This is a genomic window from Streptomyces sp. NPDC056503 (assembly GCF_042794995.1).
Taxonomy (GTDB): Bacteria; Actinomycetota; Actinomycetes; order Streptomycetales; family Streptomycetaceae; genus Streptomyces.
Genome location: NZ_JBHTST010000085.1, coordinates 18,342 through 35,240, shown reverse-complemented (window position 1 = coordinate 35,240; position 16,899 = coordinate 18,342). Strand labels below are relative to the sequence as shown.

Here is a 16,899-nt window from a genome sequence, read left to right as displayed (position 1 = left end):
CCCGGGAGATCTCCCGGGTGCCGCCCTCCGTCGCGTACGGGGGGATCGCGGCGGTCAGTCCTCGTACGCCTCGGCGTGGGCCTTGGCCAGGTGGATGTACATCTCGGCGTTCAGCCGGATGCCCGCCACCTCCTCCTCGGTCAGCGGGCGGCGCACCTTCGCGGGGACGCCGGCGACGAGCGAGCCGGGCGGCACCTCCATGCCCTGCGGCACCAGCGCCTGCGCCGCGACGAGCGAGCCCGCGCCGATCCGGGCGCCGTTGAGCACCGTCGCGCCCATGCCGACGAGGACGTCGTCCTCGATGACGCAGCCGTGGACGGTCGCGTTGTGCCCGATCGTCACGCGGTCGCCGATCGAGACGGGGTAGCCGGGGTCGACGTGGACGGTGCAGTTGTCCTGGATGTTGGAGTCCTCGCCGACGGTGATGGGACCGCAGTCGGCACGCAGCACCGCGTGGTACCAGACGCCGGCGCGCGCTCCGAGCGTCACCTCGCCGAGCACCACCGAGGTCGGGGCCGTGAAGGCGGTCGGGTCGACGTCCGGCTGCTTGCCTCCGACGGCCTTGATCAACGCCTCTGCCATGGGGTCTCACTCCTGAGGGTCCGTACGGCCCGTGCGGCCGTGGTGGTGTCGCGCCTTCCGGTGTTCTGCCCGCACCTTATGCCGGGGCCATGACGGACATCACAGGGGACCGCTCTGATCGGCCCCGACGCCGCCGACTACGGTGTCGGGGTGCCCAGAAACGGAAACACGTTCTCATCCCTGACCGCCTGGCGGCGCCGGGTCGTCGCCCACGCCCTCCAGGGCGGCCTGCGCTGGGCGCAGCAGGCGGGCGCGGTGACGGCGGAGCACCCCGGGAGGCTGCGGTTCCGGAGGCTGGGCGCGGGCACCCGGCTGGCCTTCCCGCAGGGCACGGTCTTCGGCGAGCGGTGGATCGAGATCGGCGAGTGCTGCATCATCGCCGAACAGGTCACCCTGACCGCCGGGATGCTGCCGGGGCTCGACCTCGGCGCGGAGACGGTGCTGACCCTCGGCGACGGGGTCGTGCTGGGGCGTGGCAGCCACGTCATCGCCGACACGACGATCACCATCGGCTCGGACACCTACTGCGGTCCGTACGTCTACATCACCTCGACCAACCACAGTTACGACGATCCGCACGAGCCCATCGGCCGCCAGTGGCCCCGCTCCGAGCCGGTCTCGATCGGCCCCGGCTGCTGGCTGGGCACCGGGGCGGTGATCCTGCCGGGCGCGCGGATCGGCCGGAACGTCGTGGTCGCGGCCGGCGCGGTGGTGCGCGGGGAGGTGCCGGACCATTCGGTGGTGGCGGGAGCCCCGGCCAGGGTCGTACGCCGCTGGGATCCGGAGCGGGGCTGGCAGCCGCCCCTGCGCACGCCGGCCCCGAAGCCGATCCCGGAGGACGTCACGTCCGAGCAGCTGGCGGCGCTGGCGGCCTGGGAGATCGAGCAGCAGGAGCAGGTGCAGGAGCAGGCGAGGGCGGGGCGGCAGGCCGAGGCGCCGGCTTCCTGAGGCCCGTCCGTCAGCCGCCCGCGATGAGGATCGTGCCGACGAGCGCGAGCCCCGCCCCCGCCGCCTGGATCGCGCGCAGCCGCTCGCGGAGCACGCCGAAGGCGGCGAGCGCGGTCACCACCGGGTAGAGGCTGGCGAGCACGGCGGCCACCAGGACCGGGCCGCGCTGCGCGGCCAGCGCGTAGGTGCCGTTGGCGGCGACGTCGGCGAGGCCCACGAAGGCGAGCGCCGGCAGTGCGCCGCGGATCACCCGGAAGCCCTCCTCGGGCAGCGCCCGTCCGCCGCGCCGTACGGAGAGGTACAGGGCGCCGCCGCCGACCGCCACGTTCGTGACGCGCTGCACGAAGAGGGCGAGGAAGAGGCCGGTGAGCGTGGTCGAGGCCTCGGCGATGAGGGCCATGACCGCGCCGAACCCGAAGGCGGCGAAGAGCGTGAGGACGACGGCCTGCCGCTGGACCGGGGCGCCGCGCAGCTCGGGGCCGCCGGCGAGGACGATGCCGGCGACCGCCGCGAGGATGCCGCCGACCTGGAACAGGCCGGGCCGGTCGCCGAGGACCAGGCCGACGGTGACGGGGACGACCACGCCGAGCGAGCCGAGCGGCGAGACGACGCCCATCGGGCCGAGCGCGAGGGCCTTGTAGAAGGCGAGCATCGCGGCCGGGCCGACGACGCCGGCGGCGACCGCGTACCAGAGGTCGGGGCCGGCCTCGGTCCACGCGCCCGTCGCGACGACGACCGCGCCGAGGACGAGGACGGCCAGGCTCTGCGAGACCACGACGACGGTGAGGGCCGGGACGCGTCGGGTGAGCAGTCCGCCCCCGAAGTCGGCGAAGCCCCACAGGAGGGCGGTGGCCAGGGCGAACGCGGCGGTCATGAAGGGGTCCTCGCGGGCAGGTACGGGCGGGGCCGGGGCAGTACAGTGCAGTGCACGATCGGGTGCACCTCACCGTAGTGCAGTACGTTGAACTCTGTCATCCAGAATATTGGACGGAATGTGTCGGACCTCGACCAGCTGACCCAGTCGCTCGCCCGCAACCTCAAGCGCTGGCGCAACGAACGGGGCTTCACCCTGGACGCGCTCGCCGCACGCGCCGGCGTCAGCCGCGGCATGATCATCCAGATCGAGCAGGCACGGACCAACCCGAGCGTCGGCACCACCGTGAAGCTGGCCGACGCCCTCGGCGTCTCCCTCACCACCCTCCTCGACTACGAGCAGGGTCCCCACGTCCGGCTCGTCCCGCCGGAGCAGGCCGTCCGCATGTGGTCCACCCCGGCCGGCAGCCACACCACCCTGCTCGTCGGCACCGAGGCCCGCGGCCCCCTCGAACTCTGGTCCTGGTCCCTCGTGCCCGGAGAGGGCAGCTCCTCCGACCCGCACCCGCGCGGCACCACCGAGCTGCTCCACGTCGTCGCCGGCGTGCTCACCCTCGTCGTCGACGGCGTCGAGCACACCGTCCCCGCCGGCACCTCCGCCGTCTTCGAGGCCGCGGCCCCGCACACGTACCGCAACGACGGCGAGGAGACGGTCGAGCTGACCATGGCCGTCTCGGTCCCGCCCGTACGCTGAGACGGACGACCGGAGCCGCGACGCAGCCGTTAGCGTGGCGCGCATGCGCGCACCCATCGGAGACTTCGACGACGCCCTGCCCGCCCCCGACTGCCTGGACCTCCTCACGCCGCCCGTCGCCGCGGCGGTCCGCGCCTGGACCGGACCGGTGCCGGCCGACCGGATCCTCTACGTCGACACCGACCCGGCCATCGCCGACACCGCCGTCTTCGTCGAGCACCACGGCCGCGCCCTCCTCGACGAGTCCGCCAACTGCGTCGTCGTGGCCGGCAAGCGCGGCGAGACGACGACCCTGGCGGCGTGCGTGGTGAAGTCCGCGAGCCGCGTCGACGTCAACGGCGTCGTCCGCAAGCACCTCGGCTCGCGCAAGGTGCGCTTCGCGGCGATGGAGACCGCCACCGGCGACAGCGGCATGGAGTACGGCGGCATCACCCCCGTCGGCCTCCCCGCCGAGTGGGCCCTCCTCGTGGACGCCGCCGTCGTCGACACCCCGTGGGTGCTGGTCGGCAGCGGCCGTCGCCGAGGCAAGATCATCCTGCCCGGCAAGGCCTTCGCCCAGCTGCCGAACGCCGTCGTCCTGGAAGGCCTCGGCCTGCCCGCGGAGTGACGGCGTGTCGGAGTGACGGCGTGTCGGCGTCCGGGCGCCCCCACCTCAGGGCGCCCTCGCCTCCGGGTGTGCCCGTCTCCGGGTGTCCCGCCTTCGGGTGTCCCCGTCTCCGGGTGTCCCGCCTTCCGGCGTCAGCCCAGGCGGGGGATCTCGATCGCGGGGCAGCGGTCCATCACCATCTCCAGGCCCGCCTCCGTCGTGCGGGCGTACGCCCCCTCGTCGACGACGCCGAGCTGGAACCAGACCGCCTTCGCGCCGATCTCCCGCGCCTCGTCGGCGACCGCGCCGGCCAGGGCGCTGTTGACGAAGACGTCCACGACGTCGACCGGGAAGGGGACGTCGGCGAGCGAGGCGTAGCCCGGCTCGCCGTGGACCGTCTCCGCCTTCGGGTGGACCGGGACGATCCGCTTGCCGAAGCGCTGGAGCACGGCCGCCACCCCGTACGCGGCCCGCTCCCGGTTGGCGGAGAGGCCCACGATCGCCCAGGTGTCGCCCGTGCCCGTCAGGATCCGGCGCACGGTCTCCTCCTCGGAGCGCTCCGCAGCCTCGGTGATCGTGGTGTCGACGCTCATCCCTGATGCCTTCCTTCGTTCCGTACGGGGCTTTCCCCCGGTACGAACCCGCCGCGCCCCCGGATCCTTCCCGCACCGGGCCGGGAGACGGGAGGGATCCGCAGGCGCGGCGGCGGCGTCAGCCGTCCCAGGCGCGCCGCTCGTCCTCCCGGGGCGCCATGACCAGGGCCGGACGCCCCGGGCCGAAGGCCATCACCGGCCGCTCCGCGTCCCACGCCCGCCACCCGGGGTCGCCCTCCGTCGCGAACGCCACCCAGGCCGCGTGCATCGCGGCCGCCAGCTCCCGGGGCGCGTCCGGGCCGGTCATCGCCCGCGTCTCCGGGATGTCCAGGGTGTCGAAGACGAAGCCGAGTTCGAGCGCGTGGCAGGCGCCGAGCCCGAGGACCGGCGACGGCCAGCCGAACTCGTACAGGAAGGTGCGGCCGGCCGCCCCCGACCCCAGCCGCGCGTCGGCGATCCCGTTCAACGGCACCCGGAGCAGCTTGTCGGTGGCGAGCGCGCCCAGGATCTCGCCGGGCCGCGCCAGCGGCCGGTTCGCCCGGTAGACCCGCGCGGTACGGGACGGCACCCGCGTCTTCCACAGCGCGAGCCGCAGCGCCGGCGACGACAGCCGCTCCACCAGCCCGCTCGGCACGAACCAGAGCCGGTACTCCTCCGACGTCGTCCCCAGCAGCAGGTCCACCTCGCCGGAGGCCACGCCGGGCCCCTCCGCCCGGCCGGCCGTCAGCGCCTCCGCCGGATCGCGCGGCAGCACCTCGCCGTCCACCACGATCTGGAACGCGTGCCCGGAGCCGGTCAGCGGCGAACCCTTCGCCGTCACCTCCGTCTGCGCCGTGAGCAGCCGCTCCCGGTCCACCGCGGCGAAGGCCTCCGCCGTCGCCGGGATCCCCAGCCGCTTCGCCACCGCCGCCGTGGTCCGGCGCGCCCGCTCCCGGGGGAGCGCCATCGGCGCCCCGCTCTGCACGACCGCCCGCCGGAACAGTCCGCGCGCGAGCGGCGAGGCGAGCAGCGCCGCGATCGAGATCGCGCCCGCCGACTCCCCGAAGACGGTCACGCGCTCCGGATCGCCCCCGAAGGCCGCGATGTTCTCCCGCACCCAGGTGAGCGCGGCGATCTGGTCGCGCAGCCCGAGGTTGGCCGGGGCGTCGGGGAAGACCCCGAACCCCTCCACGCCGAGCCGGTAGTTGACGGAGACGAGGACCACGCCGTCGCGCGCGAACGCGGTGCCGTCGTAGACGGGCACGGCGTTGGAGCCGTGGATCAGCGAACCGCCGTGGATCCACACCATCACCGCCCGGCCGGCCGGCCCGGCCTGCGCCCCCCAGGGCGCCCAGACGTTGACGTTGAGGCACTCGTCGCCCTCGACCACGGGGTCCGGCAGCAGCGCGTCCAGCGGCGGGGCGTAGGGCCGCTTCGGAGCGGTCGGCCCGAACTCCGTCGCCTTCCGCACCCCCTCCCACGGCTCCACCGGCTCCGGCGCCCGGAACCGGAACGCCCCGAACGGCGCCCGCGCGTACGGCACCCCGAAGAACCCGGCCACCCCGTCGGCCACGAGGGCGCCCCGCACCCTCCCGGCGGCGAGGACCGCCTCGGGCGCCCCCGCCCCGCGCCCGGCGTCCCGCGCCCGGTCCGTCGCCGTCACGCCCGGATCCCCACGAGCGCGCGCTTGAGGACCTTGCCGGTCGGACCGAGGGGCAGCGCGTCGACGAAGCGGACGAGGCGCGGGTACTTGTGGCGGCCCAGCCGCTCCCGCGCCCAGTCGACGAGCTCCTCCTCCGTGACGGGGGCCGTGCCCTCGCGGAGGACCACCACCGCGCACACCTCCTCGCCCTTCGCCTCGTCGGGCACTCCGATCACGGCGACCTCGGACACCGAGGGGTGACGGACCAGGACCTCCTCGACCTCGCGCGGGTAGATGTTGAAGCCGCCCCGGATCACCAGGTCCTTCTTCCGGTCCACGATCCGCAGGAAGCCGTCCTCGTCCCGGGCGCCCAGGTCACCGGTGCGGAACCAGCCGTCCACGACCGCCGCCGCCGTCGCCTCGGGATCGTCGAGGTAGCCGGCGAAGACGTTGTGCCCCCGCACGACCACCTCGCCGACCTCGCCGTCCGGCAACAGCCGGATCTCGCCCTCGACCGCCGCGTCGGCCACCCCGACCTCGACGCCCCACACCGGATGTCCCACCGTGCCGGGCCGGCGCCCCAGGTGCGGCTGGTTGAACGTCGCCACCGGCGAGGTTTCCGTCAGGCCGTACCCCTCCAGGACCGGCGTCCGGAAGACCTCCTCGAAGCGCTCCAGCACGGCGACCGGCAGCGCCGCACCGCCGGAGACCGCCGCCCGCAGCGCCTCCGGACGCCGGTCCGAGGCCGTCGCCGCCTCCACCAGCGCGTGGTACATCGTCGGCACGCCCATGAACACCGTCACGCCCTCGTCGGCGAGCACGTCGAGCGCCGCCGGACCGCTGAACCTGGGCATCAGCACCAGCGTGGCGCCCTGCCGCAGGGTGCCGTTCATCGCGCACGTCTGCCCGTAGCTGTGGAAGAGCGGCAGACAGCCGAGGACGACGTCGTCCGTGCCGAGACCGAGCAGGTCCTGCGAGGTGACGGCCGCGTTCATGACGATGTTGAGATGCGTCAGGCGGGCGCCCTTGGGGCGTCCCGTGGTACCGCTCGTGTAGAGGACCACCGCCGTGTCGGACGGCTCGGCCGGCTCCGCGGCGGCCAGCGGCTCCGGCGCCGACGGCGCGCCCTGGAAGGCCCGCACCCCGGCCGCCCGGGCCGCCTCGTCGGCGACCGCCCACAGCGGTCCGCCGCTCACGATCGCGACCGCCCCGCTGTGTTCGAGGACGAAGCGCACCTCGTCGGCGACGAGCAGCGCGTGCACCGGCACGACGGTGGCGCCGGCGGCGAGCGCGCCGTAGTAGACGCGCAGGAACTCGGTGGTGTTCGGCAGCAGCACCGCCACCCGGTCGCCCGGCTTCACCCCCGCCTCGCGCAGCCCGGCGGCGCAGCGCCGCGCCGCGTCCCACAGCTCGCGGTAGGTGAACCGGCTCGCGCCCTCGACGACGGCGATCCGGTCGGGGAAGTGGCGGGCGGACTCGCCCAGCACGCCGGCGACGCTCAGTGACATGACACGCTCCCAAGACGTGGAGGCGACGGCGGTGTCGACACTCCGTGGCACGGCCCAGAATCGTTCGCGGGACCACCCCGACACCATGTGCAGACGCCCATCATGCGCGGAGCCGAGCTGGGCATCGGCCCCCCGGCCGCCACCGGAACGTGGCAATCGCCAAAGCGCGGCGTTACGGTGCGAGCCATGACGACCAGCCCGCCCGGCGCCCCCGGACCGACGCCCGGCCGTCCGTCCGATCCGCACGCCGCACCCGGCGCCCACACCCGGCTCGGATCGGCCGGCGGCTCCGGAGCGTTCCGCCGCTCGCTCGCCGCCGCGCTGCTCACCGACGTCGACCGCCTCACCGACCGGGCCGTGGAGGACATCCGCGCCCACTCCGGCACCTACGCCGCGGGCGACCCCGTCACCCGCGAGGACCTGTGGGGGATCTGCCGCGACAACATGCTGCGGGCCCTGGAGGACTTCGGCGGGCTCGCCCCGACCGGCGGCGACTTCGAGGGCGCCGCCCGCGAGACCGGCCGCCGCCGCGCCGAGCAGGGCGTCCCGCTGGACATCGTCCTCCAGGCGTACCGGCGCGGCGGGCGCATCCTGTGGCAGGTCATGGCCGAGCACCTGCGCACCAGGACCGGCCGCGAGGCGGACAGCCGCGACCTGGAGCTCGACGTCGCCGGCGCCGTCTGGGAGACCATCGACCGCTACTCGGTCGCGATGGCCGACGCCTACCGGCTCGCCCAGCTGGAGCTCCAGAACCAGCAGGACACCCGCAGGACCGCGCTCTTCGAGGCCCTCCTCGACGGCCGGGCCGAGGACCCCGCGGTCGCGGCCGCCGCGGCCGCCGCCCTGGGGGTGCCCGCCCAGGACCGGTACGTCGTCGTGGTCGCCACCCAGGACCCGGCCGCGCCGCCGCGGCCCGCGCCCGTCCTGGAGGCCCAGGGGCTGTGGTCCTTCTGGCGCCCGCGCTCCGGGCGGTACGCCGGCGTCGTCCGCCTCCCGCGCCGCGACGCGCCCGCCGGCCGGACCCCGTCCCCGCCCGGTGCCGGGCCCGACCCGGCGCTGGTCCGGCTCCTCGACGCGCTGCGCGAACGCACCGGCGCCACCGCCGGCGTCTCGCCCGAGTTCGAACGCCTCTCCCAGGCGGGCCGCGCCCTCCGGCTCGCCGAGCAGACCCTCCGCACCCTCCCCGCCGGCAGCGGCGAGGCCGCCGTCTTCGACGCCCGCCTCCCCGAGGTCCTGCTCAGCGGCCGCCCGGACATCGCCGAGCGGATCGTCACCGTCCACCTGGGGCCCGTCCTCGGCACCGGCGGCGAGCGCACCGCGCTCCTCAGCACGCTCCGCGTCTGGCTCGACCACGGCTGTTCCGCCTCCCGCGCGGCCGACCTCCTCTACTGCCACCGCAACACCGTGCTGAACCGCATCGGCCGCGTCGCCGAGCTCACCGGCCGCTCCAGCGAATCCGGCGAGGCCCGCCTCGGCTGGGCGCTCGCCCTGCGCGCCCTCCCCTTCGCCGGCCTCCCGGACGCCCCGGGCCCCACCCCGCCGGTGGCGGATCCGGCCGGTCAGGGCGGCGCGGACCGGGACCCGTACGGCACGTAGGCTGGCGGAATGCAGGAGCAGTACCGCACGCCGGCCCGCGAGGGCGTCCACGAGACCGAGATCAACCGTTCGCGCTTCCTCTGCGCGCTCGCACCGGTAGCCGACGAGCGGGAGGCGCAGGAGTTCGTGGCCCGGATCCGCCGGGAGCACCCGACGGCCACCCACAACTGCTTCGCCTACGTGATCGGCGCCGACGCCTCCGTCCAGAAGGCGAGCGACGACGGCGAGCCGGGCGGGACGGCCGGCGTCCCCATGCTCCAGATGCTGCTGCGCCGCGAGATGCGGTACGTCGTCGCCGTCGTCACCCGCTACTACGGCGGCGTGAAGCTCGGCGCGGGCGGTCTCATCCGGGCCTACGGCGGCGTCGTCGGCGAGGCGCTCGACGCGCTCGGCACCCTCACCCGGCAGCGCTACCGGCTCGCCACCGTCACCGTGGACCACCAGCGCGCGGGCAAGCTGGAGAACGACCTGCGCTCCACCGGCCGCGCCGTGCGCGAGGTGCGGTACGCCGAGGCCGTCACCATCGAGATCGGCCTCCCGGACGCCGACGTGCCCGCCTTCCGGGCCTGGCTCGCCGACGTGACGGCCGGTACCGCCGACGTGGAACTCGGCGGCGAGGCGTACGGCGACGTCTGACGTCCACCGGCGACTCGCCGGTGTGGCCCCGGCCGCCACCCCCGCCGGGTTAGCGTGGTGGGCGGACACACGGGATCAGTGATCCAGGACCAGGGATCCAGGATCCGAGATCCAGGACTAGGGATCCAGGATCCAGGATCCGAGATCCGGGATTAGGGATTAGGGATCCAGGACCAGGAATACGGGATCCGGGACCAGGGGCGAGGAGCGGTACGCGCATGCGGGGTGGGACGACGACGTGAGGTTCCTGCACACCTCGGACTGGCATCTCGGCCGGTCCTTCCACCGCGTCGGGCTGTTCGAAGCCCAGGCCGCGTTCCTCGACCACCTGGTCGCCACCGTCCGCGACCGCGAGGTGGACGCCGTCCTCGTCGCCGGCGACGTGTACGACCGGGCCGTGCCGCCGCTGCCCGCCGTCGAGCTCTTCGACCGCGCGCTGCACCGCCTCGCCGAGGCCGGCGTGGAGACCGTCATGATCTCCGGCAACCACGACTCCGCCCGCCGCCTCGGCGTCGGCGCCGGACTCCTCGGCCGGGCCGGCATCCACCTGCGTACCGACCCGGACGGCATCGGCACCCCCGTCGTGCTCGCCGACGCCCACGGCGAGGTCGCCCTCTACGGACTGCCGTACCTGGAGCCCGCGCTCGTGCGGGAGCGGCTCGGCGTGGCGCGGTCCGGGCACGAGGCGGTGCTCGCCGCCGCCATGGACCTGGTCCGCGCCGACCTCGCGGCACGGCCCGCGGGCACCCGTTCCGTCGTCCTCGCACACGCCTTCGTCGCGGGCGGCGCGCCCAGCGACAGCGAGCGCGACATCACCGTCGGCGGCGTCGCGGCCGTCCCCACCGCCGTCTTCGACGGCGTCGACTACGTGGCCCTCGGCCACCTCCACGGCTCCCAGGCGCTGACCGGGCGCGTCCGGTACTCGGGTTCGCCGCTCGCCTACTCCTTCTCCGAGGCCGACCACCGCAAGACCATGTGGCTGATCGACCTCGGCGCCGACGGCGAGGTCGCCGCCGCCGAGCGCGTCGACTGCCCGGTGCCCCGCCCCCTCGCCCGCCTCCGGGGCCGGCTCGACGACCTGCTCGCCGACCCCGCGCACGAGCGGCACCGGGACTCCTGGATCGAGGCCACCCTCACCGACGCCGTACGGCCCCAGGACCCGATGGCCCGGCTCACCGAACGCTTCCCGCACACCCTCAACCTCGTCTTCGAGCCCGAACGCGCCGACACCGACTCCCTCGCCTCCTACGCCCAGCGGCTCCGCGGCCGCAGCGACCGGCAGATCGCGGAGGACTTCGTGAGCCACGTCCGGGCCGGCGGACTCGACGCGGCGGAACGGACCGTGCTGTACGGCGCCTTCGACGACGTCCGCGTCGAGGCCGCCACCACCGAGCGGGAGGCGGACCGATGAGGCTGCACCGGCTGGAGATCACCGCCTTCGGTCCCTTCGGGACCACCCAGACCGTCGACTTCGACACCCTGTCCGCCGCCGGACTCTTCCTCCTCCACGGACCCACCGGCGCGGGCAAGACCTCCGTCCTCGACGCCGTCTGCTTCGCCCTGTACGGCAGCGTGCCCGGCGCCCGCCAGGCCTCCGGAACCGCCCTCCGCAGCGACCACGCGCCTGCCGGCACGCTCACCGAGGTGCTGCTCGACCTCACCGTCGGCGGCCGGCGCCTGGAGATCAGGCGCAGTCCCGCCCAGCCGCGTCCCAAGAAGCGCGGCGGAGGCTTCACCACCGAGAAGGCGCAGAGCACCCTGCGCGAGTACGACCCCGCCACGCGCGCGTGGGCCGGACTCAGCAAATCCCACCAGGAGATCGGCGAGGAGATCACCCAGCTCCTGGGCATGAGCCGGGACCAGTTCTGCCAGGTCGTGCTGCTGCCGCAGGGCGACTTCGCCCGCTTCCTGCGCGCCGACGCCGAGGCCCGGGGCCGACTGCTCGGCCGCCTCTTCGACACCCGGCGCTTCGCCGCCGTCGAGGAACGCCTCGCCGAACTCCGCCGCGCCGCCGCCCACCGCGTCGAGGAGGGCGACACCCGGCTCCTCGCCCTCGCGCACCGCATGGCACAGGCCGCCGGCGGACTCCCCGCCGCGAGCACCCCCGTCGACGGCAAGCCCGGCGAACCCGGCCTCGCCGACGCCGTCCTCGGCTGGGGCGCCGTCGCCCGTACCGAGGCCCGCGAGGGCGCCGACATCGCCGGCGTGCGCCTCGCCGCCGCCGAACAGGCCGAAGGCCTCGCCCGGGCCGCCGCCGCGCACGCCCGGGACCTCGCGGCCCGGCAGGCCCGCCACGCCGAGGCGGTGCGCCGCCGGGAGGCGCTCACCGCCCGGGTCCCGGAGCGGGACCGCGACCGGCAGGCCCTCGATCTCGCGCTCAAGGCCGACCGGGTCGCCCCCGCGCTGGCCCTGCGCCACGAGGCCGAACGCGAACACGCCGGGGCGCTCGCCGCCCGTGGCGCGGCCCGCGCCGAGCTGCCCCGCGACCTCGCCGACGCCCCGGCCGAGCGGCTCTCCACCCTGGAGAACCGGCTCCGCGAGGAGCTCGGCGGGCTCGCCGCCGCCCGCCGGGCCGAGAGCCGCGCCGCCGAGCTCGCCGCGGAACGCGCCCTCCTCGACCGTGAGGCCCACGCCGACGAGGACGCCCTCCAGGAAGCCGCCGGCTGGCTCGCCGACTGGGAACCCCGGCGCGCCGCCCTCCAGCACCACATCGACGCCGCGCAGGAGGCCGCCGCCCGCGCCGAACAGCTCGCCGGCCGGCTCGAACCCCTCCGCCTCCGGCTCGCCGCCGCCCGCCGCCGCGACACCCTCGCCCACGACCTGGCACGGGTCGAGGAGCGGTACGCGACCGCCCGCGAGCACCGCAACGCCGCCCACGAGACCTGGCTCGACCTCAAGTCCCGGCGGCTGCGCGGCATCGCCGCCGAACTCGCCGCCACCCTCGCCGACGGCGACCCCTGCCAGGTGTGCGGCTCCACCACCCATCCCGCCCCGACGGCCACCACGGCCGATCACGTCGACCGGGCCGCCGAGGAGGCCGCGTACGCCCGCTACACGGCGGCCGACGAGACCGGCCGCGCCGCCGAACGCGAGCTCGCCGGCACCCGCGAGGCCCTCGCCGCCGCGCGCGAGGAGGTACGGTCCCTGGGCACGTCCGGGCCGTCGGACGGTCAGCCCACCGTCAGCGAACTGGCCGACGAGGCAGCGGAACTGACCGATCGTCACGCGGAGGCGCACGCCCTCGCCGCCCGCACCCACGCGGCGCGCGAGGCGCTCGCCCGGGCCGAGCGCGAACACGAGGAGCGGGCCGCCGCCCAGCGGGACGCGGAGCGGCGCGTCGCCGCCCGCACCTCCCAGCGCGAAGGCCTCGAACGGCAGCGGGCCGCGCTCGCCGAGGAGCTGGCGCGGGGCCGCGGGGCGTTCGCCACCGTGGCCGAACACGCCGGGGTCCTGGAGCGCCGCATCGCCCTCCTGGTCGACGCAGCCGGATCCGTACGCGCCGAGGAGCTCGCCGCCGACCGCCTCAAGAAGGCGGACGCCCACCTCGCCGACGCGGCCTACCGGGCCGGGTTCGCCACCCCCGCCGAGGCCGCCGGTGCCCTCCTCGACGAGCACGGCCGCCGCGCCCGCCAGCACCGGCTCGACGTCTGGCAGGCCGAGGCCGCCACCGTCGCCGACCGGCTCGCCGAACCCGGTGTCGCGGAGGCCGCGGCCCTGCCGCCCGTCGACCCGGCCGGCGCCGAGGCCCTCCACACGGCCGCGGAGCGTGCCCTGCGGGCCGCCGGCGCCGGGCTCGCCGCCGCCCGCGAGCGCGTCACCGGACTCGCCGCGCTCGCCCGTCAGGCCGAGGCCGAGGTCCGGCGCCTCGGTCCGCTGCGTACCGAACACGACCGGGTGGCGCGGCTCGCCGGCCTCACCGCCGGCACCTCCGCCGAGAACGAGCGCCGGATGCGCCTGGAGTCGTACGTCCTCGCCGCCCGGCTCGAACAGGTCGCCGCGGCGGCCTCCGCCCGCCTCCAGCGGATGTCCTCCGGCCGCTACACCCTCGTCCACTCCGACGCGCGGGCGGGCGCCCGCCGCAGCGGCCTCGGACTGCACGTCGTCGACGCCTGGACCGGCAACGAGCGCGACACCGCCACCCTCTCGGGCGGCGAGACCTTCTTCGCCTCGCTCGCCCTCGCGCTCGGCCTCGCCGACGTCGTGACCGACGAGGCCGGCGGCGTCCGCCTCGACACCCTCTTCATCGACGAGGGCTTCGGCAGCCTCGACGACCAGACCCTCGACGAGGTCCTCGACGTCCTGGACTCGCTGCGCGAACGGGACCGGAGCGTGGGCATCGTCAGCCACGTGGCCGACCTGCGCCGCCGGATCCCCGCCCAGCTGCAGGTCACCAAGGAGCGCCACGGCTCTGCCGTGCGCCTCCGGGCCGGCGGTGACGCGCACGCCGGCTGACGGTCCCGGCCGAGGCCGCCGGCCGAGGGCTCAGCGGCTGACGGAACGGCGGGGGAGCGGCGAGGAGTAGACGACGCTGGTCGTCACCGAACCGAGCGTGCCGATCTTCCCGGAGATCTCCTCCAGGTGGCGCATGGAGCGGGCGGCGACCTTGATCACGAAGCAGTCGTCGCCGGTGACGTGGTGCGCCTCCAGCACCTCGGGGGTGACGGCGACCAGGTCGTGGAAGGGCTTGTAGTTGCCGGTCGGGTAGCGGAGCCGCACGAAGGCGAGGATCGGCAGTCCGAGCCGCTCGTGGTCCACCACGGCGGTGTACCCGGTGATCACCCCGGCGTCCTCCAGGCGGCGCACCCGCTCGGTCACCGCCGACGGCGACATGGAGACGGCGCGGGCGAGATCGGCGTAGCTGGCGCGGCCCTGGGCCTGGAGGGCGTCGAGGATCCGCCAGTCGGTGGCGTCCGGGGTGTACTCGTTCATGGAGGAGAGCCAACAGGGGTTTCCCCGGCGGATCAAGCCGTCCGCCGGGGAACGCGTCGGCGGGTGCGGTCAGAGCCGGGAGATCTCGTCCACGAGGTCGTCCAGGCCCAGCGGCCCCTGGCTCAGCGCGGCCATGTGCCACGCCTTCGGGTCGAAGGCCTCGCCGTGCGCCTCGCGGGCCCGCTCGCGGCCGAGCAGCCACGCCCGCTCGCCCAGCTTGTAGCCGATGGCCTGGCCCGGCATCGAGAGGTAGCGCGTCAGCTCGCTCTCCACGAACGCCGGCGGCCGGCTGCTGTGCCGCTGGAAGAACTCCTGCGCCAGGTCCGGGGTCCACCGCTCGCCCGGGTGGAACGGCGAGTCCGCCGGGATCTCCAGCTCCAGGTGCATGCCGATGTCCACGATCACCCGGCAGGCGCGCATCATCTGGGCGTCCAGGTAGCCGAGCCGGCGCTCCGCGTCCGGCAGGAAGCCGAGCTCGTCCATCAGCCGTTCGGCGTACAGCGCCCAGCCCTCGGCGTTGGCGCTGACCATGCCGATGGTGGCCTGGTAGCGGGAGAGGCTGTCGGCGACGTGCGCCCACTGCGCGATCTGCAGGTGGTGTCCGGGAACCCCCTCGTGGTACCAGGTCGAGACCAGGTCGTAGACCGGGAAGCGGGTCTGCCCGTCCACCGGCAGCCAGGTGCGGCCGGGGCGCGAGAAGTCCTCGGAGGGGCCGGTGTAGTACGGGGCGGCGGCGCCGCCCGCCGGGGCGATGCGGGACTCGACCTTCCGGACCCGCTCGGCCAGTTCGAAGTGGGTGCCGTCGAGCGCGTCGATCGCCTCGTCCATGAGCCGCTGGAGCCACTCGCGGACCTCGTCCACGCCCTCGATGTGGGTCCCGTGCTCGTCGAGGTGGGCGAGGGCCGCCCACGGGTCGGAGCCGGGCAGGATCCGGTCGGCCTCGGTCACCATCTCGGCGCGCAGCCGGTGGTACTCGGCCCAGCCGTAGGCGTACGCCTGGTCGAGGTCCAGGTCGGTGCCGTTGAAGTAGCGGCTCCACCGCCGGTAGCGCTCGCGGCCCACGGTGTCGGGGGCGTCCGCGACGGCCGGGGCGTACACGTCGCGCATCCAGTCCCGCAGCGACGCGAGGGCGGCGCTCGCCTCCGCGGCGGCCGCGGCGAGTTCGGTGCTCGACTCCGCCGGCAGGGAGTCCGGGCGGGTCGTGGCGTACTGCTCGAACCAGCCCGGCTCGCCGTCGCCGCCCGCCCAGTCGGCGAGTTGGCCGACGAAGGTGGCGGTGGCGCGCGGCCCGGCGTACAGCTTGCGCTCCAGGCCGAGCGCGAGCGAGGCCCGGTAGCCCTCCAGCGCGGCCGGGACGGCCCGCAGCCGCCGGGCGACGGCCGCCCAGTCGTCCTCGGTCTCGGTGGGCATCACGGTGAAGACGATCCGGATGCTGTGCACCGGCGAACGCATGTTGCTGACCGCGCACAGAGCCTCGTCGGCCTCGTGCACGGCCAGTTCGGCGGTCAGCCGCTCCCGGAGCAGGCGGGCGCAGCGCCGCTCGGCGTCGCTGTCCGCGCCCGGGGTCCGCTCGGCCTCGTCGAGCAGGGCGAGGGTCCGGCGGGCGAGCTCGGCCACGGCCTCCTGGCCTTCGGGCGAGAAGTCGGGGAGGCGGCCGGCGCTCTCACGGACGCCCAGGTGGGTGCCGGTGATCGGGTCGAGGGCGATGAGGTCGTCGACGAAGGCGTCGGCGACCTGACGGGGCAGATGGCTGCGGGAACTCTCTGGCATGTGTCTCATCCTGATGCCTGCGCCGTCCTCCCGTCACCCTCGTCCGGACTCACACGGCTGACAAGGACGGTCCCGCGCCGGGCGGCAGCAGAGGGCCGCACTCCCACTGCTGGAAGATCAGCCGGGTCTCGACCCGGGCCACCTCGCGCTGCGAGGTGAACTCGTCGAGCACGAGTCGCTGCAGGTCGGCGGGGTCGGCGACGGCCACGTGCACGAGGTAGTCGTCGGGGCCCGTGAGATGGAAGAGCGCCCGGGACTCGGGCAGGGCCCGGATCCGGTCGACGAACGGACCGATCAGTTCCCGCCGGTGGGGCCGGACCTGGACGAGCAGCAGCGCCTCCAGACCACGGCCGAGTTTGGCCGGATCCAGACGTAGCTGGTGTCCGAGGATCACACCGGTGCGGCGGAGCCGGGCCACCCGGTCCAGGCAGGTGGAGGGCGCGACGCCGACCTCGGCGGCGAGTTCGCGGTAGGTGCTCCGGGCGTCGTTCTGCAGAAGGCGGAGAATGTGCAGATCGACCGCGTCCAGTACGACAGATTCGGCCATCGGCCGAACGTAGCAC

15 protein-coding genes are annotated in these 16,899 nt (G+C 75.3%); 7 read left to right on the top strand and 8 right to left on the bottom strand.

The genetic code is table 11. From position 1 onward, the window contains the following. Window positions 1–54: 54 nt before the first annotated feature. Window positions 55–582, bottom strand: coding sequence for a gamma carbonic anhydrase family protein (locus ACFQ8C_RS23875; protein ID WP_383461054.1), 528 nt, complete (start codon window positions 580–582; stop codon window positions 55–57). Window positions 583–732: 150 nt separating this feature from the next. Here ACFQ8C_RS23875 and ACFQ8C_RS23870 point away from each other — a divergent pair, with 150 nt between their 5' ends. After that, window positions 733–1,530 (top strand): acyltransferase, encoded by a 798-nt coding sequence (locus ACFQ8C_RS23870; protein WP_383461051.1) that lies wholly within the window; start codon window positions 733–735, stop codon window positions 1,528–1,530. Window positions 1,531–1,540: 10 nt separating this feature from the next. Here ACFQ8C_RS23870 and ACFQ8C_RS23865 read toward each other — a convergent pair whose 3' ends face one another. Further along, window positions 1,541–2,404 (bottom strand): EamA family transporter, encoded by an 864-nt coding sequence (locus ACFQ8C_RS23865; protein WP_383461048.1) that lies wholly within the window; start codon window positions 2,402–2,404, stop codon window positions 1,541–1,543. Window positions 2,405–2,524: 120 nt separating this feature from the next. Between ACFQ8C_RS23865 and ACFQ8C_RS23860 the strand changes: the two genes are divergently transcribed. Beyond that, window positions 2,525–3,097 carry a helix-turn-helix domain-containing protein gene (locus ACFQ8C_RS23860; RefSeq protein WP_383461044.1) on the top strand — a complete coding sequence of 191 codons (573 nt, stop codon included), beginning with the start codon at window positions 2,525–2,527 and terminating at the stop codon, window positions 3,095–3,097. Between the two features lie 43 nt (window positions 3,098–3,140). Further along, entirely contained in the window at window positions 3,141–3,704 is a 564-nt protein-coding gene (locus ACFQ8C_RS23855; protein ID WP_383461042.1) for a YbaK/EbsC family protein, read from the top strand. Between the two features lie 131 nt (window positions 3,705–3,835). Here the strand turns inward: ACFQ8C_RS23855 and ACFQ8C_RS23850 are convergent, their stop codons facing one another. The 3 genes from ACFQ8C_RS23850 to ACFQ8C_RS23840 all read right to left on the bottom strand — a co-directional run bounded on the left by ACFQ8C_RS23850 (window position 3,836) and on the right by ACFQ8C_RS23840 (window position 7,405). Then, window positions 3,836–4,276, bottom strand: a complete 441-nt coding sequence (locus tag ACFQ8C_RS23850; RefSeq protein ID WP_383461039.1) for a CoA-binding protein — start codon at window positions 4,274–4,276, stop codon at window positions 3,836–3,838. Window positions 4,277–4,394: 118 nt separating this feature from the next. Beyond that, window positions 4,395–5,843, bottom strand: a complete 1,449-nt coding sequence (locus tag ACFQ8C_RS23845; protein WP_383461057.1) for a carboxylesterase/lipase family protein — start codon at window positions 5,841–5,843, stop codon at window positions 4,395–4,397. 71 nt (window positions 5,844–5,914) lie between these two features. Next, window positions 5,915–7,405: a long-chain fatty acid--CoA ligase gene (locus ACFQ8C_RS23840; RefSeq protein WP_383461036.1), complete on the bottom strand. Its 1,491-nt coding sequence runs from the start codon at window positions 7,403–7,405 to the stop codon at window positions 5,915–5,917. A 186-nt stretch (window positions 7,406–7,591) separates the two neighbouring features. Between ACFQ8C_RS23840 and ACFQ8C_RS23835 the strand changes: the two genes are divergently transcribed. From ACFQ8C_RS23835 to ACFQ8C_RS23820, 4 genes are all read left to right on the top strand, one after another. Continuing rightward, window positions 7,592–9,001 carry a PucR family transcriptional regulator gene (locus ACFQ8C_RS23835; protein ID WP_383461033.1) on the top strand — a complete coding sequence of 470 codons (1,410 nt, stop codon included), beginning with the start codon at window positions 7,592–7,594 and terminating at the stop codon, window positions 8,999–9,001. Between the two features lie 9 nt (window positions 9,002–9,010). Next, on the top strand, window positions 9,011–9,637 hold the full coding sequence (locus ACFQ8C_RS23830) for a YigZ family protein (protein ID WP_383461031.1): 627 nt from the start codon (window positions 9,011–9,013) through the stop codon (window positions 9,635–9,637). Window positions 9,638–9,875: 238 nt separating this feature from the next. Further along, window positions 9,876–11,048: an exonuclease SbcCD subunit D gene (locus ACFQ8C_RS23825; RefSeq protein ID WP_383461028.1), complete on the top strand. Its 1,173-nt coding sequence runs from the start codon at window positions 9,876–9,878 to the stop codon at window positions 11,046–11,048. Then, window positions 11,045–14,089 (top strand): AAA family ATPase, encoded by a 3,045-nt coding sequence (locus tag ACFQ8C_RS23820; RefSeq protein ID WP_383461025.1) that lies wholly within the window; start codon window positions 11,045–11,047, stop codon window positions 14,087–14,089. Before ACFQ8C_RS23825 ends, ACFQ8C_RS23820 begins: the two co-directional genes overlap by 4 nt. Window positions 14,090–14,119: 30 nt before the next feature. Here the strand turns inward: ACFQ8C_RS23820 and ACFQ8C_RS23815 are convergent, their stop codons facing one another. The 3 genes from ACFQ8C_RS23815 to ACFQ8C_RS23805 all read right to left on the bottom strand — a co-directional run bounded on the left by ACFQ8C_RS23815 (window position 14,120) and on the right by ACFQ8C_RS23805 (window position 16,883). After that, the gene (locus tag ACFQ8C_RS23815) at window positions 14,120–14,566 is read right to left on the bottom strand and encodes an Lrp/AsnC family transcriptional regulator (RefSeq protein ID WP_383461022.1); all 447 of its coding nucleotides are present in this window, start codon (window positions 14,564–14,566) and stop codon (window positions 14,120–14,122) included. A 69-nt stretch (window positions 14,567–14,635) separates the two neighbouring features. Beyond that, window positions 14,636–16,336: a DUF885 domain-containing protein gene (locus tag ACFQ8C_RS23810; RefSeq protein WP_383461019.1), complete on the bottom strand. Its 1,701-nt coding sequence runs from the start codon at window positions 16,334–16,336 to the stop codon at window positions 14,636–14,638. Between the two features lie 49 nt (window positions 16,337–16,385). After that, window positions 16,386–16,883, bottom strand: coding sequence for an Lrp/AsnC family transcriptional regulator (locus ACFQ8C_RS23805; protein ID WP_383461016.1), 498 nt, complete (start codon window positions 16,881–16,883; stop codon window positions 16,386–16,388). Window positions 16,884–16,899: the final 16 nt, after the last annotated feature.